This window comes from Cetobacterium somerae ATCC BAA-474, assembly GCF_000479045.1.
GTDB lineage: Bacteria > Fusobacteriota > Fusobacteriia > Fusobacteriales > Fusobacteriaceae > Cetobacterium_A > Cetobacterium_A somerae.
This window is the reverse complement of the sequence record NZ_KI518180.1, coordinates 65393-90009: the sequence shown is the minus strand read 5'-3', so window position 1 is coordinate 90009 and position 24617 is coordinate 65393. Positions and strand designations below refer to the sequence as shown.

Annotated in this window: 20 protein-coding genes; 13 read left to right on the top strand and 7 right to left on the bottom strand. The window is 28.1% G+C overall.

The window, feature by feature from the left end:
• Nucleotides 1-27 precede the first annotated feature (27 nt).
• Nucleotides 28-693: a response regulator gene (locus HMPREF0202_RS09560; protein WP_023050606.1), complete on the bottom strand. Its 666-nt coding sequence runs from the start codon at nt 691-693 to the stop codon at nt 28-30.
• Nucleotides 694-2247 carry an ATP-binding protein gene (locus HMPREF0202_RS09555; RefSeq protein WP_023050605.1) on the bottom strand — a complete coding sequence of 518 codons (1554 nt, stop codon included), beginning with the start codon at nt 2245-2247 and terminating at the stop codon, nt 694-696.
• A gap of 214 nt (nt 2248-2461) precedes the next feature.
• On the opposite strand from HMPREF0202_RS09555, the gene HMPREF0202_RS09550 reads away from it, so the two are divergent.
• Entirely contained in the window at nt 2462-3505 is a 1044-nt protein-coding gene (locus tag HMPREF0202_RS09550; protein WP_023050604.1) for an AEC family transporter, read from the top strand.
• Between the two features lie 27 nt (nt 3506-3532).
• Entirely contained in the window at nt 3533-4519 is a 987-nt protein-coding gene (locus HMPREF0202_RS09545) for a 2-hydroxyacid dehydrogenase (RefSeq protein WP_023050603.1), read from the top strand.
• 44 nt (nt 4520-4563) lie between these two features.
• On the opposite strand, the gene dacB is transcribed toward HMPREF0202_RS09545, so the two are convergent.
• The gene (gene dacB, locus HMPREF0202_RS09540) at nt 4564-6048 is read right to left on the bottom strand and encodes a D-alanyl-D-alanine carboxypeptidase/D-alanyl-D-alanine endopeptidase (RefSeq protein ID WP_023050602.1); all 1485 of its coding nucleotides are present in this window, start codon (nt 6046-6048) and stop codon (nt 4564-4566) included.
• A gap of 124 nt (nt 6049-6172) precedes the next feature.
• On the bottom strand, nt 6173-7408 hold the full coding sequence (gene sstT, locus HMPREF0202_RS09535) for a serine/threonine transporter SstT (RefSeq protein WP_040407105.1): 1236 nt from the start codon (nt 7406-7408) through the stop codon (nt 6173-6175).
• A gap of 154 nt (nt 7409-7562) precedes the next feature.
• On the opposite strand from sstT, the gene HMPREF0202_RS09530 reads away from it, so the two are divergent.
• From HMPREF0202_RS09530 to HMPREF0202_RS09505, 6 genes are all read left to right on the top strand, one after another.
• The gene (locus HMPREF0202_RS09530) at nt 7563-8000 is read left to right on the top strand and encodes an ACT domain-containing protein (protein WP_023050600.1); all 438 of its coding nucleotides are present in this window, start codon (nt 7563-7565) and stop codon (nt 7998-8000) included.
• A gap of 94 nt (nt 8001-8094) precedes the next feature.
• Nucleotides 8095-9057, top strand: a complete 963-nt coding sequence (locus tag HMPREF0202_RS09525) for a biotin--[acetyl-CoA-carboxylase] ligase (RefSeq protein ID WP_023050599.1) — start codon at nt 8095-8097, stop codon at nt 9055-9057.
• Entirely contained in the window at nt 9051-10361 is a 1311-nt protein-coding gene (locus tag HMPREF0202_RS09520; RefSeq protein ID WP_023050598.1) for a sodium:solute symporter family protein, read from the top strand. Before HMPREF0202_RS09525 ends, HMPREF0202_RS09520 begins: the two co-directional genes overlap by 7 nt.
• A 246-nt stretch (nt 10362-10607) precedes the next feature.
• A complete protein-coding gene (locus tag HMPREF0202_RS09515; protein ID WP_040407103.1) occupies nt 10608-11333 on the top strand; it encodes a transporter substrate-binding domain-containing protein in 726 nt (241 codons plus the stop codon).
• Between the two features lie 328 nt (nt 11334-11661).
• Nucleotides 11662-13173 (top strand): ABC transporter substrate-binding protein, encoded by a 1512-nt coding sequence (locus HMPREF0202_RS09510; protein WP_023050596.1) that lies wholly within the window; start codon nt 11662-11664, stop codon nt 13171-13173.
• Between the two features lie 18 nt (nt 13174-13191).
• On the top strand, nt 13192-14355 hold the full coding sequence (locus HMPREF0202_RS09505) for an amidohydrolase (RefSeq protein ID WP_023050595.1): 1164 nt from the start codon (nt 13192-13194) through the stop codon (nt 14353-14355).
• Nucleotides 14356-14392: 37 nt separating this feature from the next.
• Here the strand turns inward: HMPREF0202_RS09505 and HMPREF0202_RS09500 are convergent, their stop codons facing one another.
• Nucleotides 14393-16450, bottom strand: a complete 2058-nt coding sequence (locus tag HMPREF0202_RS09500; RefSeq protein ID WP_084537671.1) for a BglG family transcription antiterminator — start codon at nt 16448-16450, stop codon at nt 14393-14395.
• 166 nt (nt 16451-16616) lie between these two features.
• Between HMPREF0202_RS09500 and HMPREF0202_RS09495 the strand changes: the two genes are divergently transcribed.
• Nucleotides 16617-18515 (top strand): PTS fructose transporter subunit EIIC, encoded by a 1899-nt coding sequence (locus HMPREF0202_RS09495; protein WP_023050593.1) that lies wholly within the window; start codon nt 16617-16619, stop codon nt 18513-18515.
• Nucleotides 18516-18562: 47 nt separating this feature from the next.
• Here the strand turns inward: HMPREF0202_RS09495 and HMPREF0202_RS09490 are convergent, their stop codons facing one another.
• Nucleotides 18563-20293 carry a solute:sodium symporter family transporter gene (locus tag HMPREF0202_RS09490; protein ID WP_187116530.1) on the bottom strand — a complete coding sequence of 577 codons (1731 nt, stop codon included), beginning with the start codon at nt 20291-20293 and terminating at the stop codon, nt 18563-18565.
• Between the two features lie 241 nt (nt 20294-20534).
• Between HMPREF0202_RS09490 and HMPREF0202_RS09485 the strand changes: the two genes are divergently transcribed.
• The 4 genes from HMPREF0202_RS09485 to HMPREF0202_RS15635 all read left to right on the top strand — a co-directional run bounded on the left by HMPREF0202_RS09485 (nt 20535) and on the right by HMPREF0202_RS15635 (nt 23460).
• The gene (locus tag HMPREF0202_RS09485) at nt 20535-21254 is read left to right on the top strand and encodes a GntR family transcriptional regulator (protein WP_040407100.1); all 720 of its coding nucleotides are present in this window, start codon (nt 20535-20537) and stop codon (nt 21252-21254) included.
• Nucleotides 21255-21271: 17 nt separating this feature from the next.
• Nucleotides 21272-22723: a sulfatase family protein gene (locus HMPREF0202_RS09480; RefSeq protein ID WP_023050590.1), complete on the top strand. Its 1452-nt coding sequence runs from the start codon at nt 21272-21274 to the stop codon at nt 22721-22723.
• A gap of 113 nt (nt 22724-22836) precedes the next feature.
• Complete coding sequence (locus HMPREF0202_RS09475; RefSeq protein ID WP_023050589.1) at nt 22837-23313, top strand: flavodoxin; 477 nt, start codon at nt 22837-22839, stop codon at nt 23311-23313.
• 18 nt (nt 23314-23331) lie between these two features.
• Nucleotides 23332-23460 (top strand): hypothetical protein, encoded by a 129-nt coding sequence (locus tag HMPREF0202_RS15635; protein ID WP_261795768.1) that lies wholly within the window; start codon nt 23332-23334, stop codon nt 23458-23460.
• Between the two features lie 35 nt (nt 23461-23495).
• Here the strand turns inward: HMPREF0202_RS15635 and HMPREF0202_RS09470 are convergent, their stop codons facing one another.
• On the bottom strand, nt 23496-24614 hold the full coding sequence (locus tag HMPREF0202_RS09470) for a 1-propanol dehydrogenase PduQ (protein ID WP_023050587.1): 1119 nt from the start codon (nt 24612-24614) through the stop codon (nt 23496-23498).
• Between the last annotated feature and the right edge of the window lie 3 nt (nt 24615-24617).

Here is a 24617-nt window from a genome sequence, read left to right as displayed (position 1 = left end):
TAGCTACTCAGCTAGGCATTTTTTACTTTACATTTTTTTATACACATATTGTGGTCTACCAATATTTCCATAAATTATATTTTCTTTTATATAATCTATTTTTTCTAAGTAATCTAAATATTTTTTTATAGTTACATTACTCATTTCTGTTAGTTCACAAATCTCTTTAATGTTAAACTCTTTTCCATTTAAACTATCAATTTTATTCATTATTCCATTAAGAGTTTTTTCATTTAAACCTTTAGGTAAAATTTCAAAGTTTTCCTTTTTAATAATATTTAATCTATCTAAATCCTCTTGTACTATTTTTTTCTCATTAAAGAGCTCATTTTTATCATGGAATTTTTTAATAGCACATTTAAATCTTTCAAAATCAAATGGTTTTATTAAGTAATCTAAACATCCTAAAGATAATGCTTTTTTTATATCCTCACTACCATTAGCAGATGTAATCATTATAATATCTACTGTATACCCCTCTCCTCTAACAGCTTGTAAAATTTCTAGACCACTTTCTCCTCCTAAAAAAATATCCATTAAAATTAAATCAACTTTAAATTTTTGTAAATATTCAAAAACTTCCTGTTTATTTATAGCATGTCCAACTATTTCCAATTGAGATATCTTTGAGATATATTCCATATTTATCATAGCCACCATTGGATCATCTTCAACTACTAAAACTTTCTTCAACTATTTCACCACCTTTACTTTAAAAAACTTCCACTTTTCATTTTGTTCAAATTCAATTGTTCCGTTGTATAATGATATTTTATTTTTTACGATACTTAATCCTACACCACGTAAATCTCCCTTTGTAGAAAATCCTCTTTCATATATTTTAGAAAAATATTCTTGGGGAATTTTTTCTCCATTGTCCCAAACTTCAAGTTCAATCTTTTTATTTGTTTCTATTATTTTTATCTTAATTATTTTTTCGATAATATGAGTTTCCTTAAATGAATCCATAGAGTTTTCTATTAAGTTACCTATTATTGTGCTTATATCTTCAATTATAGGACTTTTATTCTCAGTTGAAACTTGTGACTGAGAATCTATTATAAACTGTATTTTTCTCTCTTTACAAATTGCATCTTTTCCTAGTAACATCGCTTTTAAAAAGGAGTTTTTAATATTTGTAAATTTTTTAAAATCATATTCATTTAAATTCTGTATTTCAAGAATATATTTTTTTGCCATATCTATTTTTTCAAGATTTATAAGTCCTAAAATAACATGTAATCTATTTTTAAACTCATGAATGTTAGCTCTCATTCCATCAACTAACTGATCTATACCTGTAATCTCTCTAGCATATCTATTAACATCATCCTTTGTTTTTATAAGTAATATTGTTCCATAGTATTCAGATAAATTATATATTGGTAATATCTTTATATAATAGTACTCATCTTCTATAACTACCTCTATATTTCTAGCAGTATTTTCTTTTTTTTCTAAATAGATACTTACTTTTTCTAAAATTAATTTTGGAGATAACTTCCCATATTTTTTAGAAAAAACACTATTCACCTTAAGTATCTCATTCTTTGTATTTAAAGCTATTAAACCAGATTCTAAATTATCTATTATTAATCGTTCTTCAACATATAGTCTTCCAATCTCTTCTGGATCTAATCCAAATAGACTCTTTCTAACACCATTTGCAAAAGTTATTGCCAATATAAAAGCTAATCCAAAAGCTTCTATAAATAATAAGCACAACATGACAACTGTATTCTTTTTCATATCTGAGATTGCAGTATAGTATTTTCCTACCATTACAAACCCTATGACCTCTTTGCTATTAACATCATATATAGGCTCAAATCGTCTAAAAGTAATACCCATTGATCCCATCATTTTAGAAAAATATCCTTCTCCTTTTTTTATATCATCCCATTGAACAGGATTTACAAATTTTTGTCCTATTTGATTCTTGTCTAAATGAGAGTATTTTATCCCCTCTATATTTGCAACTACAATAATATCTATATCTCTAAATATATCTGTTAGTGAATCAACCTTTTTTTCAATTTCACCACCTTTATAACTTAACTGTAAATTTTTTCTTATTTCATTACTACTGCTAACAACTTTAGCTGCTTCTAAAAGATTTTTTGTTATGTTATTTTCATCATTTTTTATTTTTTCATTAAAAAATATTGCATATGAAAAAATAAGGGGTATTAAATTTATTATTAAAACCCAAACCATTATTTTATTTTTAAAATTTAATCTCTTCATAACTGTTATATTAACATATAAAAAAGAGTTAGTACAATTAATTATTATACAAATTTAGATAACTTTTTTGCCTATTTTTTTATCAATTTTAACTTTTTCCACTTAAAAAAGTTAAAAAACTATTTATAAAGTTTAAAAAATTGTAAATTCTTTTAAAAGGAACTATATTAGTTATTGAGTACATAATTGTTAAATTTTATTTTAGGAGGAATTTATGAATTTCAGTGAAATTATTTCAAGTATTTTGAAGAACAATAGTATTGTTGGTGCTATATCTTCATCTGTTTTAATCATTCTTTTTGGATTTTATCTTAGAAAAACTAATGTTTTAAAAGATGGTACATCTAAAACATTAAGTGACGTTATCCTATCTGCATCTTTACCAGCTTTAGCTTTTAACTCTTTTATGCAAGATATAAATAAAAATAGTTTAGAGCAAGGTATCAATCTTTTAATTTGGGGATTCGCTATATATATCTTATTGATATTTTTAACAAAAGTTTTATACATCCAATATAAAGGTGATAAAAAATCAGTTTTAGAAGTATTAACTATATTTGGATCTACTACTTTCTTTGGTATCCCAATTATTGCTGCTGTTTATGGAGAAGTTGGAGTTATGTATGCTTCTATTTTTAATATAGCATATAGAGTTTTCCTTTATTCATATGGATATATTAAAATGTCTGGTATTAAAGTAGATAGAAAAAATGTCTCTCAGATGTTTTTAAATCCAATTGTTTTAGCTACATTTTTAGGTATGTTCGTTTGGGTTTTCCAAAGCTCATTACCTCAAGTATCTATTGGTGATAAAAGCTATGCTTTCTTAAGAATTGATAAAACAGCATTCTGGCTATTTAAACCTATGACTTATCTAGCTGCTCTTTGTTCTCCATTAGCTTGGATTTCTATTGGTGCAAAATTAGCTGATATTTCTCTAAAAGAAGCTTTCTCTTCAAAAGATTCTTGGATTTACAGTTTTGTTAAAGTTTTAGGGGTTCCTGCTATAAATATAGTTGCTTTATATATTTTAAATGTTACAAATATTTTACCAATATCTTTTGTAGGATTAGCTACTGTTGTTATTATGATGGCAACACCTACAGCTACTGTTGCTGCAGCTTATGCTATAAAATTTGATAAAGAGTCACTTATGACATCAAATTGTTCTTTACTATCTACAGTATTTAGTGTAATATGTATGCCATTATGGATTGTAGTTTTAGAGGTTATTAAATCTTTACAGATATTTGGATAGATTAAACAAATTTATAGGAGGTTTATAATGAAATTAATATGTTTTGGTGTTAGAAAAGTAGAACGTGATTTTTTTATAAAATTAAATAAATTCGGATACGAATTAACTTTAGTAGAAGAACTATTAAATGATGAAAATATTCATCTAATAGAGGGACATAAAGCAGTTATGTTAAGAGCTAATTGTCCAGCAAATAGAAAAAACTTAGAGATAATTAAAGGGTATGGTGTTGAATACCTTCTAACTAGAACTGTTGGTTATAATCATATCGACTTAGATGCCGCTAGAGAGATGGGATTTAAAATGGCTAGAGTTCCTACTTATTCTCCAAATGCTATTGGTGAACTAGCAATTACTTTTGCTATGAACTTAGTTAGAAAAGGAACTTATATGATAAATAGAAGCAGAGAAAAAAACTTTACTGTAGATGAATTTATGTTTAGCAGAGAGATTAGAAACCTAACTGTAGGTATTGTTGGAACTGGAAAAATTGGACTAACAACTGCTAAGCTTTTTAAAGGACTTGGTTCTAAAGTTATTGCTTATGATATCTATGAAAATGAAAATGCTAAAGATATTTTAGAATATGTTTCAATGGATGATTTAATTAAAAATGCAGATATCATAAGTTTACACTGTCCATATATAAAAGGATCTAATGATAATTTAATCAATGATGATCTTATTAATAAAGCTAAAGATGATGTTATTATAATAAATACTGCTAGAGGAGAACTTCAGGATGTTGAAGCTATCATAAGAGGATTAGAAAGTGGTAAAATCGGTGGCTTTGCAACAGATGTATTCTCTAACGAAAAAGAGTTTTTCTTTAAAAATATGACTGGTAAAGAGATTGATAAAAATGTTGAAAAACTTTTAAATCTTTATCCTAAAGTATTAATAACTCCACATATTGGTTCATACACTGATGAAGCTTTAACAAATATGATTGAAATATCTTATGAAAATCTTGATGAGTTTATTCAAAAAGGAATTTGTGAAAATCAGTTATAATAATTTAATAGAAAAGCTATGAAGATTAAACTTCATAGCTTTTTTTAAAAGACACTATTTAATAGTTTTTCCATCTGCTTTCTTAATTCACTTCTCTCTCCATTCCAGTGATTAACCACAATGGCAAAAGCATATGTTCTTCCATTTTTTTCTACATATCCAGCATAAGATTGTATTCCACTCATACTTCCACTTTTAACTCTAACTTTTCCTTCTAAAGGTGTATTTCTTAAAAATAAAGCTACTGTTCCATCTTTTCCAGCAACAGGCAAAAGATTTTCTAATCCATCTTTAGAATGAGATAAAATTTCTACTAATAGTTTTGCTGAAATCGTATTTCCCCTAGATAAACCACTTCCATCTCTCATAGTTAAAGAGTGAACGTCAATTCCTTTTTCTTCCCAAAACTTTTCTATCTTGACACCTTTTGTTTTCTCTATTAATTGATATAGGTGTTCTGTATAATGATTATCACTTCTAGTTAATAAAACTTTAACTATTTCAGATATTGGTGGTGATTTTGTTACTGCTATAACTTGAGGATTTCTAGGTCTTTGTGATGTTAATCTAGCTGTTTTGATATTTCCATTTACTTTTATGTTTTCTCTTTTTAAATAATATGAAAAATATTGTCCTAAAAATAACCCTGGGTCAGGAATATCGCTTTGAATTGTTAATCCATTTTTATTTTGTGGAACTACTCCAAAAATTCTTCTTTTATTTTCTAAAGGTATACCTCTTACGTATATATCCTTTTTCCCACCTGGCATTACTACACTTTGATTATCAAATGTTAATCCTTGAATCTCTGGTTTAGTTTTTATCACTTCAGGCTTTTTACCAGAGATACCTGTATTTAAATAAAGAGTATATATATTATCAAATACACTTATTCCATAAGTCCCTTGACCATAATTTGTGCCCATATCTTCCCAAAGCCATTTTCCAGGAATTCCTTCATATCCAAATAAATCATCTAACACAATTATATTTCCATTAATAGACTTAATTCCTGCTTTTTTAACTGCATCAGTCCAATTTTTTAAAAATTCCTCTCTATTTATAGATATCCCATCTGAACCTAAGGTAGGATCACCTCCTCCTTGAATATATATATTTCCAGTTAAAACTCCATCTTTAGATATCTTTCCATCATATAAAACTTTAGTTTCTAAAACAGTATCTGGACCTAGTACTTCTAAGGCTGTTGCTGAGGTAACTATTTTTAAAACAGATGCTGGAGTTAAAGCTGTCTCTCCTCTATAATTATCAATAACTGCTCCACTTTTCACATCCATAGCATAAAAACTTAAATTCCCATGCTCTAAAACTTTTGAATTAACAAATTCATCCACAGCTTTTGATTTTGCTTTGACAGGTAAAGTTGTCATGGGTATCATTGGTTCTTCTACTATTTTATCTGGAACAACTGGTATTTGATAGCTATCTCTATTCTCAGATTTTTCTATGCTACTACAACTAGCCAATAATGTTGTAATTAACGCTAAACAAATATATTTTTTCTTCATACACCACCTCTTATAAGACTTTTTTATATCCTACATCATTTAAAGATTTTTTTAAAGTATTTTTCTAATTAATTATTTTTTGAACAATATAAAAAAAGCTTAGAAAAAATCTAAGCTTTTGATTTTATACTTTGCTAACCTCTACTTCTCTTCCCTCTTTTCTCCACTGTGAATATTCTGCAATACTTGTAAATAAAACATCTGTAGATGAATTTAAAGCTGTTTCACACGAATCTTGAAGAACTCCTATAACAAACCCTACTCCAACAACTTGCATTGCAACATCATTAGATATCCCAAACAAGCTACATGCTAGTGGAATTAAGAGTAATGATCCTCCAGCTACACCTGAAGCTCCACAAGCACTTACAGCTGAAAGAACACTTAGAACAATTGCTGAGAAGAAATCTACTTGAATTCCTAAAGTATGTGCTGCACTTAAAGCAAAGACAGATATTGTAACTGCTGCTCCTGCCATATTTATTGTTGCTCCAAGAGGAATAGAAACTGAATACATATCTTTTTCTAAACCTAGCTTCTCACAAAGATTCATATTTACTGGAATATTCGCTGCTGAACTTCTTGTAAAAAATGCAGTTAATCCACTTTCTTTCAAACATGTAAATACTAATGGATATGGATTTTTTTGAATCATTATAAAAGCTATTATTGGATTAACTATAAGAGCTACTGTTGCCATACATCCTAAAAGTAAAAGTAAAATCTTTCCATATGATAGTAATCCACTTCCACCACTAGCTTCTATTGAACTAAATATTAATCCCATAACACCAAATGGAGTAAACTCTATGATAAGTTTTACAACTTTTAAAAGAGCTTTAGAAATATCAACTACTACCACTTTTGTTTCTTCTTTAGCTTCTTTCAAAAAGATACCAAATAATGAACTCCAAAATAAGATGCCTATATAATTTCCATTAAAAAGAGCTTTTACTGGATTATCTATTAAATTTAAAAGTAACGTTTTTAAAACTCCAACTATATTTTGTGGAGCTGACTCCATATTTACATTAGATACAAGGGATAGGGTAACTGGAAATAAAAAACTTCCTATTACTGCAACTAAACTAGCTAAAAAAGTTCCCAATAAATATAATATCACTATTGATTTTATATTTGTTTTCTGACCTTTTTTATGCTGAACAATTGCAGATATAACTAAGAAAAATACCAATATTGGAGCAACTGCTTTTAGAGCACCTACAAATAAATCTCCAAAAATTGTTATCCAACTCATACTATTAGGAGCAATATATGCTAAAGCTACTCCAAATAATAATCCTATAAAAATTCGTTTTACCAGGCCTAAGCCGCACCATGCTTTAAATACTTTCTCCATTTTTACCATCTCCCTGTCTTTATTTTAAAAACATATGTTTGTATATAGGAGACAATATAGCATATTATTTTTTAGAATACAAGTTTTTTTTATAGACATTTTTTTTTTTTAAAGTTATACTATCTACAAATGTATATAAATTGGGAGGTTGCAAATGAATGGAAAATTTTTGGTTGTAGATAAATCTATCCTTCCAGATTATCTGGAGAAAGTTATTGAGGTTAGAAACTTACTAGCTGAAGGCAAAGTCCAAAATGTTAGTGATGCTGTTAAAATTGTCGGAATAAGTCGAAGTACTTATTATAAATATAAAGATTTTGTATTTTTACCATCTGATAATGCTTTGGGAAAAAAAGCTTTAATATCTCTTATGTTAGAGCATGAAAAAGGCGCTTTATCTGAAGTTTTAAATTTTTTATCATCGGTTAATTGTAATATAATTACTATTAATCAAAATATTCCAATTAATAACGTCGCTTCTGTAGTTATATCTTTTGAGATATCTTCAACTTCTCTTCCTCCAGAAGATGTTGTTCATGAACTAAAAAAAATTAAATATGTTAAAATGTCTAGACTTCTAGCATTTGAGTAAAACTAAAATGTCAACCTTAAGAGAATAATAAAGTTGACATTTTTTTAATTCTGTAATAATATATATTGAATACTGTATACAATCAGGAGGAAAAATGACTACTAAAGAAAAGATTATCTCTATGTTAGAAGAAAACAAAGGTTCTTATCTTTCAGGAGAAGATATTGGAATTCAATTAAATATCTCTCGTGCAGCAGTTTCGAAAGCTATTAAAGAACTAAAAAATAATGGTTATACAATTGACTCTGTAAATAGAAAAGGTCACTGTATTCCTCACAAGAGTAATACTTTATCCTTAATAGAAATCAAAAAAAATCTTAAATACAATAATGATATTATTTTAAAAGATTCTGTTTTCTCTACTAATTCAGAGGGAAAAAATTATCTAGTAAATAATCCAGAGCATGGAACCGTTATAATTGCTAATGAGCAAACAAATGGTAGAGGACGAAAAGGGCGAAGTTTTTTTTCACCTAAAAATACTGGAATATATATGAGTATTATTTTAAAACCAAAAACTTTACTTCTGGAAAACTCTTTTAAGATAACCATTGCTACAGCAGTTGCTGTTTCTAATGCAATCGATGAAATCTGTAATAAAGATACTCAAATAAAGTGGGTTAATGATATTTTCTTAAATAATAAAAAAATATGTGGAATCTTAACAGAAGCTATAACAGATTTTGAAAGTGGCTCTATTGAAAATATTGTTTTAGGAATTGGAGTAAACTTTAATACTTTAAACTTTCCAGAGGATCTTTCTCATACTGCTGGATCGATTTTTCTAGAGGATATTACTCCTATTAACAGAAATCAACTAATTTCAAAAATAATAAATAATCTTATGGATATTATAGAAAATTTAGATGATTCAGAAATTATTAAAATCTATCGTAATAAATCATTTTTAATTGGTAAAGATATTATTTATTATGAAAAAAATAGTCCTATTCAAGGTATTGTTGTTGATATTGATGATAATGGACATCTTATTGTTCAAGATTCCAATAAAATTATAAAAATTTTAAAATCAGGGGAGGTTAATTTTAAATGGTAGAAAATTTATTTTTAAATTTATATTTTCTAGGTATTTTAGCAATTGGGTATAACTCATTTAAAAAAATTAAGGATAGTTCACATTTTTTTATAGCGAACAAGGAGGCTGGTGTTTTCCAAGTTACAGGTAGTTTATTAGCTACAGTTTTAGGAAGTTCAGCTATACTAGGAAATGTTGCTGCTACTTATTCTATTGGGTGGGCTGGAATTTGGCTTCTTTTTTGTGCTGCATTTGGTCTTTTTGCCCTTTTACCTTTACTTAAAAAATTTGAAAAATTTAAAGGTTATAATCTTCCTGAACTCTTAGGAAGTTTTTATGGAGATGAGGTTCGAATTTTAAGTTCTTTTATTATTTCCATAGCTTGGATTGGAATTGTTGCTGCTCAAATTATGGGTGCTGCTCAAATTATGGAGATTATAAGTAATTTTTCTTATTTTCAAAGTGTTATTATAAGTGGAGTGGTTTTTATTATATATACGATACTAGGTGGACAACTTTCAATTATAAAAACAGATTGTTTTCAATTAATTTTTATTTTATTAGGTATTGTTCTATGCTTTTTATTTTTACCAAACATAGAAACAACTTATGTAGTACCTCAAGTAATCAACGAAAAATTTAGTTACATCGATTTATTAATTTTAGTACTAACATATTCATCTACATTTTTAGTTGGTCCTGATATTTACTCTAGAATTTTTTGTGCAAAAGATAGTACTGTTGCTAAAAAATCTATTATTATTAGTATTATTATTTTAATACCTTTAGCTTTTATTTTAACTAAAATAGGTATATTTGCTGCGGGAGCTTATCCAAATTTAACTAATGGTCAATCTCCATTACTACATGTTGCAGCTAACACTTTACCAAAACCTATAAGTCTTCTTTTATACTTTGGTTTACTTTCTGCTATAATTTCTACTGCTGACACTTGTTTGCTAACTGGATCATCTATATTTACAGAGATTTTTACTAAAAATTTAAAAAATATAAGATCAATTAAACTTACAAGAGTTTTCATTGGAGTATTTGGGTTATTTAGTATCCTAGTTGCTCTTAAACTCAAGTTTATATTAAGTTCTCTATTATTAGCTTTATCTGTTTATTCTGGTGCACTTATAATTCCATGTTTTGCAGGAATTTTGGGATATCGATTTAAAAAGTTCTATGTTCTAAGTGCAATTATAATGGGAGGAGCTATAGCTTTATTTGGAAAAATCTATGGTGGTAATCATTCAAATTATATTTTAATTCTTGCATTTTGCATCAATGCTATAATTTTAACAATTGGCAGAAAAAAATAAAAAATATATTTTGACAAAAAAAATTTTATATGATAATATCACTTAAAATAATTTTTTAAGGAGGTCAGTTATGTTTTTAAGGAACGAAAGAGAAATTTTAAAATTTTATATTTTAGATAAACTATCTCTTTTGTTATGGAAAATATGACTACATTTTATTAATATTTTAGTCTTTTATTTACCGAACTAATTTGAGTTAGTTCGGTTTTTTTTATACAAAAATTTATTTTAATGGAGGGTATTATTATGAAAAAAATTATTACTTTAATCATGGCAAGCGTTTTATCAGTATCTTTATTTGCAGAAAAACTTTATGTTGGTACCAATGCTGAGTTTGTTCCATACGAATATCTTGAGAATGGTAAGTTAACAGGTTTTGATGTTGAACTTATGGAACTTATTGGCCAAAAAGCAGGATATGAAATTGTATGGAAAGATATGTCTTTTGATGGCCTTATTCCTGCTCTACAAACTGGAAAAATTGATGCTATAATCGCTGGTATGTCTCAAACAACAGAAAGACAAAAAGCAGTAGATTTTTCAAATCCATATTTATATTTTAAATCTGAGCATCTTGTTTTAGTTAATAATAAAAGCTCTTTAAACAATAAAGAAGAACTGAAGAATAAGATTGTTGGTGTGCAATTAGGTTCTCTTCAAGAGGAATTTGCAACAAAATTAGGTGCTAATGTTAGACCGTACAACTCATTTTTAGGCGCTCTTATGGATTTGGAAAACAATAAAATTGATGGTGTTATTATAGCTGATAAAACTGGATACGAATATTTAAAGTCTATGAAAACTCTAAAAACACTTGATAAAATTACAGATAATTACCCTGGTGCATCTATCGCTTTAAAGAAGGGAAGCTTAGAAAAAGTTGAAAAAATTAATAAAATTTTAGAAAATTTAAAAAACACTGATGAGTATAATAATTTAGTGATTAAATATTTTCCTGAAAAAAATAATTAATTTTTTTATTGACATTTGATTTTTTTTTATTTATACTTAACAAAATAAAAAATTTAAGGGAGGTTACAAAATGACACTATTTATATTTAGCTTTAGTTTCTATCTATTTCTGCTGCTGCTAGCATTTATTTTTATACTAGATAAAAACTATATTTTCAATTGGCTAAATATAAATTCACAAGTAAACTCTTTTAAAAAATTAAAAATGAATACTATTTATTTTCATAGTCTTCTCTTTCTCTAATTTTTGATTTAATTTAAAATAGTTGTGTTTATAACAGCCAGAAATGGCTGTTTTTTTTATATAAAATTTTAAGGAGATGATTCTATGAAAAACATTTGGTTTATTTTTACTATTTACCTTTCTCTATTCTCTACTAATACTTTCGGTAAGGTAGAGAGCCAATTTAAAGACACCCTTGTTATTGCCCAAAGATCTGATGTGAAAACTTTAGATCCTCAAAAAAGTATTGATACTGTTTCAAATAAAGTGATAAACCTTATGTTTGAATCTCTTCTTACTTTAGATGAAAATTTAAATATAACACCACAAATTGCCACAAGTTGGGAGCAAGTTGACGACCTAAACACTATTTTCCATCTAAGAGAAGACATCACTTTTCATAATGGAGAAAACTTAACATCTGAAGACGTAGTATTTTCATTAAACCGAGCTAAATCTTCTGCACAAGTTGGATATAATTTTACACCTATTATAAATGTTCAAGCTATTGATAAGTATACAGTACAAATAACAACTGATAAACCTTTTGGTGCTATGTTTAAATATTTAAGTAGTGTGGGAGGAGCTATTGTTAGCAAGAAAGCTGTGGATGAGCTAGGATTTAATTTCTCACAAAATCCTATTGGAAGTGGTCCATATAAATTTAAAGAGTGGATTCCAGGAGATAAAATTATCGTAGAAGCGTTTAATAATTATTACGGTGAAATTCCTAAAAATAAAACTCTTATTGTTAGAAGTATTCCTGAAGTTACAAATAGAACCATCGCTCTTGAAACTGGCGAAGTTGATATTGCCTTTGATATTGGAATCATGGATAGAGAAACTATTAAAGATAGTAGTGATTTAGAGTTGCTTGAAGTAGAGGCTCCATCGACTCTTTACCTAGGCTTTGATAATACAAATCCATTATTTCAAAATAAAAAACTTAGAGAAGCTATTGCTTATGCAATTGATAACGAATCTTTAGCTGAATTTGTTTTTAGAGGAGCTGCTCTTTCTGGAGACTCCCCTATTCCTCCAGTTATAGATGTTTATAATCCAAATGTTAAAAAGTATCCACAAGATATAAATTTAGCCAAACAACTTATGAAAGAGGCTGGATTTGAAAATGGACTTAGCATTGAACTTTGGACATCAGCACAATCAACATGGATAGATATGTGTACTATTATTCAAGATCAATTAAAAGAGATTGGAATAACTGCTGAAATTAAAATTTTCGAGTGGAGTACATATGTAACTATAACTTCTCAGCCAAACAAAGCTTTATATCTTCTTTCTTGGAACATCTCCTCTGTTGATGGAGATCCTGCTTTATACCCACTTTTCCATTCAAAGGAAAAAGGAATGTCTGGAAATAGAAGTTTTTATGACAATAAAGAGATTGATTCTTTATTATTAGAAGCTAGAACTACTGTTGATCAAAACAAAAGAAAAGATCTTTATTTTAAAGCACAAGAGATAATTCAAAACGAATTACCACACTATACATTAGTATATCCTCATTATAATTTAGGGGCTAGAAAAGCTGTTAAAAACTTAGTTTTACAAAAGAATGGTTTCACTGACTTAGCAAAAACATACGTGTTAAAATAAATTTATTGGGAGGTTTTTATGAAAACAAAGGAGTTGGCTAAAAAATATAAAGATTATGTTATCTCTATGAGAAGGGAGTTTCACAGATTTCCAGAAGCTAGTCTTGAAGAGTATCGAACATCTAAAAGAATTAAAGAGGAGCTTGAAAAATTTGGTATTGCAGCTGAAATTATAGGGGACACTGGGGTAGTTGCAACTATTTCTGGTAAAAATAATGGTAAAACTGTGGCATTAAGAGGTGATATTGATGCTCTGTCTGTAACAGAGGCAACAAACACCTCGTATAGTTCTGAAACTCCTGGACTTATGCATGCATGTGGTCATGACACTCACGCTGCAATGCTTCTAGGAGCTGCTAAAATTTTAAAAAATATGGAAAATGAGCTAAATGGAAATGTTAAACTAATTTTTCAACCAGGAGAGGAAGTCGCTCGTGGAGCTTTAAAAATGGTAAACTGTGGTGTTTTAAACAATGTTGATAATATCTTTGGAATGCATATATCTTCAGACCTCCCAGCTGGAAGTGTTTCGGCTGATGCTGGTCCTAGATGTGCATCTGCTGATATTTTTTCCATAAAAATTACAGGAAAAGGTGGACATGGAGCTCGTCCTGATCAGTGTGTCGATGCTGTTGTTGTGGCTTCTGCAATTGTTATGAATCTACAATCTATTGTAAGTAGAGAATTCTCTCCTTTAGAACCTGTGGTTCTTACTGTTGGATCAATTGTTTCTGGAAGCCGTTTCAATGTTATCGCTCAAACTGCGACTTTAGAGGGAACAACTAGATGCTACAACCTTTCAATCAGAGAAAATTTTCCTAAGATAATCGAAAGAATAGCTAAAAGTACTGCTGAAGCATATCGAGCAACTGCTGAAGTTACTTATACTCTTGGTGTTGGACCTACAATTAATAATTCAACATATTCAGATTTAGCTAAAACTTCTGCTAGTAAATTAGTTGGAGAATCTAATGTAATTTATAGACCTCCTTCAACTGGTGGAGAAGACTTTTCAGAATTTTCAAATAGAGTTCCTGGAGTTATGGTAAATCTTGGAGCTAGAAATGAAGAAAAAGGTATTATCTATCCACATCATCATGAAAAATTTGATGTAGATGAAGATGTTTTTGAAATTGGAAGTGCTTTATATGCTCAATATGCAATTGATTATCTAAATCAGTAAAGAGAAAAAATCCCTTCTTAATTTTATAGAAGGGATTTTAATTTATATCTCTATTTTTTCCTAAATTTGATAGAAACTCATATTTTTTTATAATATCGATTACTTTCTTTTTACTTGGATTATTTTCTAATTTTTCTAGAAATTTATAATTACTAACTAAATCTAGAAAATTAGATAGTGCATCTAAATGCCCGTTTTCATCTTGAGAAGTAAAAGTTAGCATAGTTTTCACAGGGGTTTCCTCTGGAAAAAGTATATCATTTCTAAAATTCATTAAAACCATCTTACTTTTAAAGACATTTCCATTATTTTTACTATGTGGGAGAGCCACTTTATTACTCATTACCATATAAGGACCAAACTCTTTTACTCTTTCTATTATATTTTCAATATACGTTATATCACAAATTTCAGTTTCAATCATTATCTTTCCAGCCATTCTGATAGCTTCTTCCCAACTTCCACACTCTACATCTAAAATAACCTCTTCTAACATATCTGATAACTTTGGCTCATCTTCATGAATATCATTTATTAAAATCTCATTCATCAATAGAGACAAATCTTTTATCAAGATATTTTCATTTTTTATTACTCCACTTCTTTTAAAAGTTTCTAATAGATCTGATAAAAAAATTCTACTTTTTCTTTTACTTAATCCAATATTTTCAAGTAAAATAATATCCTCTTTAGATAATATTGTATTTATAGTTATACAGGGTTTTTTGAGGTCAACTTCATCCATATTGATTGTTCCTACAATAAGATCTATGCTATCTAAACTATAATCTTTTAATCTATAAAATGGAATAACTTCTACAATATTTACTGAAAAATTTTCATTTATTTGCTGCGATAATAACTTTGATGTTCCGTATCCTGAACTACAAACTACTAGTATATTATTTTTTCTGTTTTCAAGTTTATTTGCTCTATCTAGAGCAGCTTTAAAATGAATAGCTAAAAAAGCAATTTCATCTTCAGTTATCTCTAAATTTATAAAATTCTTTAATGGTTTAATAGATTTTTTAGTTCCCATAAATATTGGTTTATACAGTTTTAAAAAATCTTTTAAAATACTATTTTCTAAAATTTGTTTATTTTTTAATCTATGAATAGTTGGTTTTAAGTGATTAATAATTCCTTTTAATAGCACTTTATCTTTTGATAGATCCACACCCATATTTTCAGAAAAAATTTTAATTATTTTTTTAGCTATTATATCAATCTCTATCCAGAATTTATAACTACTATTTTCAGCTGAATAACAATGACTTCCTAAAAAATAATCTGTTAATCGTACCTTTTCATTTAAATTAACTTTTATTTTATATTCCTTCTCTAAAATATCTAAAAATTTATTTATTACTTTATACTCTTTTAATCCTTGAAAAAAAACTTGATTTTCAACTTCTAATATAGATTTTCCTTTTTTTAATCTATCTATCATTATTAAAATATAATAATAAAGATTTGTATATGGTTCATCTGATATTATATGTTTTGTATTATCTATTATTAAATTTAAAAACTTCTCTATTTTTTCTCTATCTATTTCTGCGTAATATTTTTCAATAATATTTAAAAAATAAATCTCTTTTGAATAGGTTAATATAAATTTCAATTGAGCCTTTCTAATGTTCTCCTCAGTTCCAACTAAGATTAAACCTTTTTGTATTTCAATCTCTAATTTCAACTCATTTAATTTTAATTTTTCTTTAACTACTTTCAAAATATTTTTTACACTAGTTCTACTAACTCCAAGTTCATCTTCTATATTTTTTAAATTTATTCTTTCTAAAAATAAAACTTTAAACAATATAATTTCATCTTTGTACTCTGTTAAATCTATACATCTTATAAATTTATCAATTACTATAGATAAAATATCTAAGTTTTTATATTCAACTTGGCCTTTTTCCACCTTTTCAATTTGAGAATAGTTGTTACTTTTTAATATTTCATTTATTTTATCTATATCATACCTAATACTTCTTTCATTTATGCATAAAAATTCTGAAAGGAGTTTATAACTGATTTTTCCATTATATTTTATAAAATACTTAAGAATTTCTAGCTCTCTTTTAGTCATCATTACTCCTCCCCTTTATTTTTTTTAATTTTATCATAATTTCTACATTTTTTCTAATTTTAAAACATATGTGGGCAAAAAAAATCATTTTTTTTTGAAAAAATATGATTCTATTCTTTTTATTTTCAATCTGTTATTATAAAAGAAAAATAAAACTTAGGAGGTTTTTATGAATTTTAGTAATTTAATCGACAAAAATTTAATTGTTTTAGATTTAGATTCTTTAAACAAAAATGAAGTTATTGAAAAATTAGTGGATTTACTTGATGAAAATGGTGCTCTTATCAATAAAAATGAGTTTCTTGAAGCTGTTTTACTTAGAGAAACTAAGTCTCCAACTGGATTAGAGGATGGCTTAGCTATTCCCCACGGAAAGTCTCCTTCTGTTAAAACTCCTAAAATTGCTGCTGCAAGATTAAAAAATAAAATTAAAGATTGGGAGTCTGTTGACGAAAGTAATGAAGTAGACCTTATTTTTTTAATAGCTATTCCTGATGCTGAAAAGGGAACAACACACATTGAAGTTCTTTCAAATCTTACAACTCTTTTCATGGAGGATGGATTTATTGAATCTCTTAGAGGCGCTAAAAATAAAGATGAATTTTTAAATATTATTTTAAAAAACGATAAATCAGCACCTTTAAAAACTGAAACTATAAATAAAAAAGAAAAATCATTTGAAAAATCAACTGAGGAGAATAAATCATTTAAGTTTCACTTAAATAAACTAAAAGAACATCTTCTTTTTGGAACTTCACATATGATTCCATTCATTGTTGCTGGAGGAGTTTTACTATCTCTTGCTGTAATGTTATCTGGAAAAGGTGCTGTACCTGAAACTGGATTTTTAAAAGATATGGCTGATATGGGTATAGCTGGACTTACTCTTTTTACAGCTGTTCTTGGTGGATATATTGCTTACTCTATTGCTGATAAACCAGGTTTAGCACCAGGTATGATCGGTTCATGGATAGCAGTTCAAAATTATAAAACTGGATTCTTAGGAGCTATTATCGTTGGATTTATAGCTGGTTTCATTATCAACCTTCTTAAAAAAATCAAGCTTCCTGACAGCATGAAATCTTTGGGATCTATATTTATCTATCCTTTAATTGGAACATTTATAGTTTGTGGTATTGTAATGTGGGGAATAGGTATTCCAATAGCTGCTATGATGACAAGTATGAATACTTGGCTTGCTAGTATGGCTGGTAGTGGTAAAGTTGCTCTTGGAGCTATTCTTGGTGGAATGACAGCCTTTGATATGGGTGGACCTATTAATAAAGTTGCTACACTTTTTGCTCAAACTCAAGTTGATACACAACCTTGGTTAATGGGCGGAGTTGGAATAGCGATTTGTACTCCACCTCTTGGAATGGCTTTAGCTACTTTCTTATCTCCTAAAAAATATACAAAAGATGAAAAAGAAGCTGGAAAGGCTGCTGCTATAATGGGATTAATTGGAATTAGTGAAGGGGCAATTCCTTTTGCTGCTGCTGATCCTATGAGAGTTTTACCTGCTATAGTTGCTGGTGGAATTGTTGGAAATATTATTGGATTTTTAATGAACTGTATCAATCACGCTCCTTGGGGAGGATGGATTGTTTTACCAGTAGTTGAAGGGAAGTTTGGGTATATCCTTGGAACTATTTTAGGAGCATTAACTACAGCTTTAATTGTTAATACTTTAAAACCTATCGCTCCTGAAACTTTAGAAGAAGAGATGGAAGAGTTAAATTATGAGGGTGTAGTAGATGAAGGTGAAGCTGATGTTTTAGCTATAACATCTTGTCCATCTGGAGTTGCTCATACATTCTTAGCTGCTAAAGCTTTAGAAAAAACAGCTGCTAAGATGGGTATTAAAATAAAAGTTGAAACTCAAGGAGCTAACGGTATTGTAAACAGAATTACTCAAAAAGATGTAGAAAATGCTAAAGTTGTAATCTTTGCACATGACGTAGCTATAAAAGAACCTCAAAGATTTAAAAATATAAAAACATTGGATGTTAAAACAAAAGTAGCAATTCAAGACCCTAAAAAATTAATTGAAGATAGTTTAAATATTTAATTTAAAAGAAACCAACTAGAAAAAATTTTAGTTGGCTTCTTTATATTTTATATATTATTCTTTTCTAAAGATACTTGATCGTTTTCATTCACATTATTTTTAACTGATGATCTAGATTTCATTATTATAAAAACTCCACCAGCTGCAAGAGTAAAGTATACAACATTAATTACTGTTAAAGAATTTCCACCTGCTAATCCAATTTTTGATAAAATCGTATATACATATGCTAATCCTAACATTAAAATATATGATACTGGAATAGCATATTTCCAATTTGATAAATCTACATGAGATTTATTTTCTTTTGGTAGCTCATAAGGAATCTTTCTTTTCATAAAACTACCTAATATAACCATAAGAATTATATCAAATACAAATAATCCACCCATTACATGAACAAAGTTAAGATTTATTTTAAATATCCAAACTAAAGAAAAATACAGTGTTACATGAGCTATTACTGTTATTCTTGCTGCTAAACCATTTATTGTTTTGTTTAAAAAACCAACTGCTACAAGAGCTATTATAGGAATATTAAAGAATCCAGCAAATCTTTTTAAAAGTAAAAATAATCCATCTGATCCAGATTGTAACATAGGAGCAATAATCATTGATATAATAGCTATTACTGTTCCTGATATTTTGGCAACTCTTATTAAATCATCATCTGAAATATTCTTTTTAAATATAGGTTTATAAAAATCATAGCAAAATAAAGTTGCTGCACTATTTAAGAAAGAATTAAAAGTACTTAATATTGCCCCAAATAAACATGCCGTAAAAAATCCTAATAGTGGCTTTGGTAAAACTTCTCTTACAAGAGTTGGGTATGCTAAATCAATATTATTTAAAGAGTTTCCAAATATATGAAACGATACTAACCCTGGTAAATTTAACATAAATGGTAGTGTTAATAAAAATACTCCTGCTATCAAAATACCTTTTTGTCCTTCAGCTAAACTTTTTGCTCCTAAAGCTCTTTGAATAATTGCTTGATTTGTAGCCCAGTAAAAAAAGTTAACAATCATTATTCCCGTGAAAATAGTCGTCCAAGGAACTGGATCAGTTGCTGCTCCCCAAGCGTTTAATTTATCATAGTGAGTTGTTGTTATTTTAGTAACTCCATCTAAAATACTTCCATCTCCTAAGTATTTTAAAGCAAAGAATGGAATCATTGCTCCACCTATAATTAAAGCTAATCCATTTAACGTATCTGATACTGCTACCGCTTTTAAACCACCAAATATAGCATATATTCCTCCAATTATTCCTATTAGCCATACAATAACCCAAATAGACATATTAAAGCTTATATTAAAAAGACCTGGAATATCAAACATCTGTGAAAAAGCTATTGCTCCTGAATATAATGCTCCCGGAATTAAAATAAATGTATAACCAACCATAAAAAGAAATGACATCATCTGTCTTGTCTGTCTATCATACCTAGCTTCAAAAAATTCTGGAATTGTTGTAAATCCACCTTTTAAATATCTTGGTAAAAGATAAAGTGCTAAAACACATAGCGGAATAACTGATTGAACAGTCCATGCCATAATTGAAAAGTTACTAACATAAGCTGACGCATTTGTTCCTATTAGTTGCTCTGTTGATAAACTTGTTAAAACCATTGAAAATCCAATAACTACTCCTGACAGTCCCCTACCTGCCAAAAAATATCCTTGTGCTGAGTGTTCTTCATCCTTAGTTTTTAAATAAGATATGAAACCGATTAATGCTGTGACAAATACAAAACTTAAAATTGTCATTAACATACTTACACCTCCCATTTTTTATTACTTTATTTATACATTCTTTTTGAAAAACAAACAATATCTTAATTTTAACCACTATTTTTTTATAAAAAATGTAATACTCTAAACTTCATATTAAATAGACACTTCTTATAAAGTTGTTATATTTGTTATGTTTATAAAAGACAAATAATTCTTGAAAAAAAATCATTTATATGATAAAAAATGAGCATAACAAATAATACAAATTTTAATGCTCGAGGTGAGTAAAATAAAGAAAAATAACAGTCATTATGAAAAAATTTATAAAGAGCTAAAAAAAAGCATCGAAAAGGGAAAAATAAAAGAGTTTGAAAAACTTCCTACTGAGATGCAATTATGTGAAAATTACAACGTAAGTAGAATCACTATTCGTAAAGCTCTCGAAAAACTTGAGCAAGATAATCTTATACAAAAGATTAGAGGAAAAGGAACATTTGTTACACCAATGCCTATCGTTCAAAATAAGTCAGGTTTAAATAAACTTTTTGATGATATAAAAAAATCTGGTAAAACACCATACTCCAAAATTTTGTCTATTGGAATTTTTTCTCCAACAGAGGAAATACAAGAGCAAATGGAGATTACAACTGAAAATGTTCTTATCATTGAATGGGTTAGATATGCTGATAATGAACCTATACTTTATGAAAAAATACATTTTTTAGCTGAAAAACTTCCTGGATTAGAAAAAATGGATTTATCTGATAAAAAACTTTATGATATTTTAGAAAAAAAATATGGAATAGTTTTTGAAAAAGGAATTGAAAAATTTAGACCTTGTATATTAAATGATGATTTACAAAAACTTATGAAAATCAAAAATTGCAATTTAGGTATGGAGATTGAAAAAAAACTATGGTTCAATAATAAAATTTTTGAATATACTTTAGCATACATAAGAGGGGATAGATTTATATATACGACAGAATATAAAAAATAAGTTTAAAGGAGTAGTAAATGGAAAATATAGCAATTATTTTATTAGATCAAATTCGTACTGATATGTTAGGGTGTTATGGACATAATATTGTTAAAACTCCTAATATGGATAAGTTAGCTGATGAGGGAGTTATTTTTGATAGAGCATATACTCCTTCCTCTGTTTGTTGTCCAGCAAGAACATCACTTTTCACAGGGCAAATGCCAACAAATCATAAAATAATTAGAAATGTTGAAAAAGCTGAGGTACAAGATCCTAGCTTAAATAATCCAAATATAATTTCAGACTTAAAAGACCATAAAAAAATATATATTGGAAAGTGGCATGTTGGAGGAAATATTTTACCTAAAGATTTTGGATTTATTGGTCATAATTTCGATGGATATGGATATCCTGGAAGCAATGTTTATGAAAACATGGTTTTTGACCAAGGACCTAAAAAAGAGGATAGATATGTAAAATGGTTAGAAGAAAAAGGATTTGAAACTCCTAAAGTTACAGATGAATATTTCGGAGAAAACCCTCATCTTAGAGTTCAAGAACTTTGTGGAAAACTTCATTGTCCTAAAGAAGCCACTCTACCATTCTTTGTAATTGACGAAGCTAAAAAAGAGATTTTACAAGCTAAAAAAGAAGGAAGACCATTTTTTATTTGGATGAACTTCTGGGGACCTCACACTCCATGTGTAGTTCCAGAACCTTATTACTCTATGTATAATCCTAATGATGTAATCCTTGATAAAAGTTTCTATGAACCTTTAAAAAATAAACCAAACCACTATAAAAGTATCTCTCAAATGTGGGGAATGTGGGATGCTAGTGAAGATAGATGGAAAGAGGTTATAACTAAATTCTGGGGATATATAACTCTTATCGATGATGCTCTTGGAGAGTTCTTCCAATTCCTAAAAAATGAAGGACTTTATGATGATATATTTTTGACAGTTACTGCTGATCACGGAGATGCTATGGGAGCTCATAAGATGATTGAAAAAGGGGAGTTTATGTTTGAAACTACCTATAGAATTCCAATGATTATAAAAGATCCTAAATCTCCTAGAAAGGGAGAGAGAGAAAATGCCATGGTTTATTTACATGATTTAACTCCTTCATGTAGTGATCTTATCAATGGTAATTATTCTGATTTCTTCGATGGAAAATCTCTTCTTCCATTACTAAGAAACGAAGCATATGATAAAAGAAATGGAATTTTAGGACAACTTTCTGGTCACTTCGTATCTTTTGAACAAAGAATGTGGAGAAATGAAAGATATAAAATTGTTTTTAATGCAACTGATCTTTGTGAGCTTTATGATTTAGAAAAAGATCCTGAAGAGATTAATAACCTATTCTATGATGAGCAATTTAAAGATCTTAAAAAACAAATGTTAAAAGAACTTTATTGTGAAATGGTTGAAATTAAGGATCCCCTAGCAAATTGGCTTTATAGAATCATTAACTATCTATAAAATAATTTTTAGAAGAGTTTTTTTAAACTCTTCTTTTTTTTATTTAAAAATATCTTGATTTTCAAAATATTTTATTATATAATCATATCAACAATAATTAAGGAGGTTTATTTATGAATATTGGTGTATTTTATGGAAGTACTACTGGAGTTACTGAACAAGTTGCTGAAAAATTAGGAAGTTTATTAGATGCAAAAGTATTTCACGCAGGTGATATCGAGAAGATTTCAGAATTTGATACTGCTATATTAGCAACATCTACTTGGGGAATAGGAGATATACAAGATGATTGGATTGGACCTTTGGAAAAATTAAAAAGCTTAAATTTAACTGGAAAAAAAATTGGAATTGTTGGAGTTGGAGATCAAGAAGCTTTCTCTTCTAGTTTTGTTAATGGAATGAGGGATTTATATGTTGCTGCAACTGAAGCTAACGCAACTATTGTTGGATCAACTTCAACTGATGGATACTCTTTTGATGAGTCGACAGCTATTGAAAATGGTAAGTTTATTGGTTTAGTTATTGATGAATCAAATCAAAGTAATTTAACAGATGAGAGAATTGAAAAGTGGGTTGTTAATTTTAAATAATTTATGGGGAGTGATTATATGTCAAAAAATAGATTTATCGAACTTTTGAATAAAGATATCTCTTCTGTAACAGATGATGAGAAAAATGAACTTCAAGAGTTTTTAAAAGAGATGAAAAAAAGTAGTTTTAAAGGGGCAAGTAATTAATATAAAATGGCGTGAATATCCACGCCATTTCTGTATTATTCTCCAAAATAAATTTTCAATAAAAGTTTTATATAATCCTCATCAGTTAATCTATTGGGATTATACTCTGTGCATATATCTCCTTTTATATCTTCTAATATCTCTGGAATTTTAATTTTAAACTCTTCAAAGTTTATACCTAAATCTTTCAAAGATTTTTCTATTCCTAAATTTTCCTTTAGTTTTTTTACAAATCCATTAAATAGATTTTTTCCATTTTCGTCATCAGTTGGATTAAAATCTAAAAGCTTTGCAAGTTCACTATATTTCTTCCAAGCTTTTGTATTAACTTCAATTATATATGGCATTATTATAGCGTTAGCTCTTCCATGAGATATATGAAACTTTGCTCCAATAGAGTGTGCTACACTATGGTTAATACCTAAAGATGAATTATTAAAAGCTATCCCAGCCATACAAGAAGCATACTGCACATTTTCTCTTGGAAGCAGTAACTGTGGATTGTTAAAGTGATTTACTAAATTCTCTTTAATAATTTTTATGGCTTCTTTAGCTGATGAGTCTGTAAATGGTGTTGCTATTGTAGAAACATAAGCCTCTAGTGCATGAGTTAAAACGTCCATACCTGTATCTGCAATTATTTTAGATGGAAGTGTTTTCATAAACTCTGGATTTAATATTGCTAAATCTGGTAACATCTCCTCATTAGCCAGTGCAATTTTTTTATCCCCTTTAGTTATAACACTATATGATGTCACTTCCGATCCTGTTCCACTTGTTGTTGGTATTGCAATAAAGTATGGCTTCTCTCTTTTTATTTTCAGTTCGTCTTCTATTTTCAAATTAAAATATAAAATACCTTTACAAGCATCTATTGGCGAACCACCACCTAAACCAATTACACACTGAGGAGAAAAATAAACAATCTCTTTTAATCCTCTTTCAACTATTTCTACTGTTGGATTAGGAGTTACATCTTTAAATATTTTTACTTTTGAGTCTTTAGGTAATTTTTCTAAAATTTTATCCACTATTTTTAAATCTACCATAGCTTTATCTGTTACTATAAGGTAACTTGAATATTTTAATGTTTTTAAACAGTCTAAAGAATCTTCACCTGATTTTATTTTTGGTTTTATGAAATATTCTCTCATAAC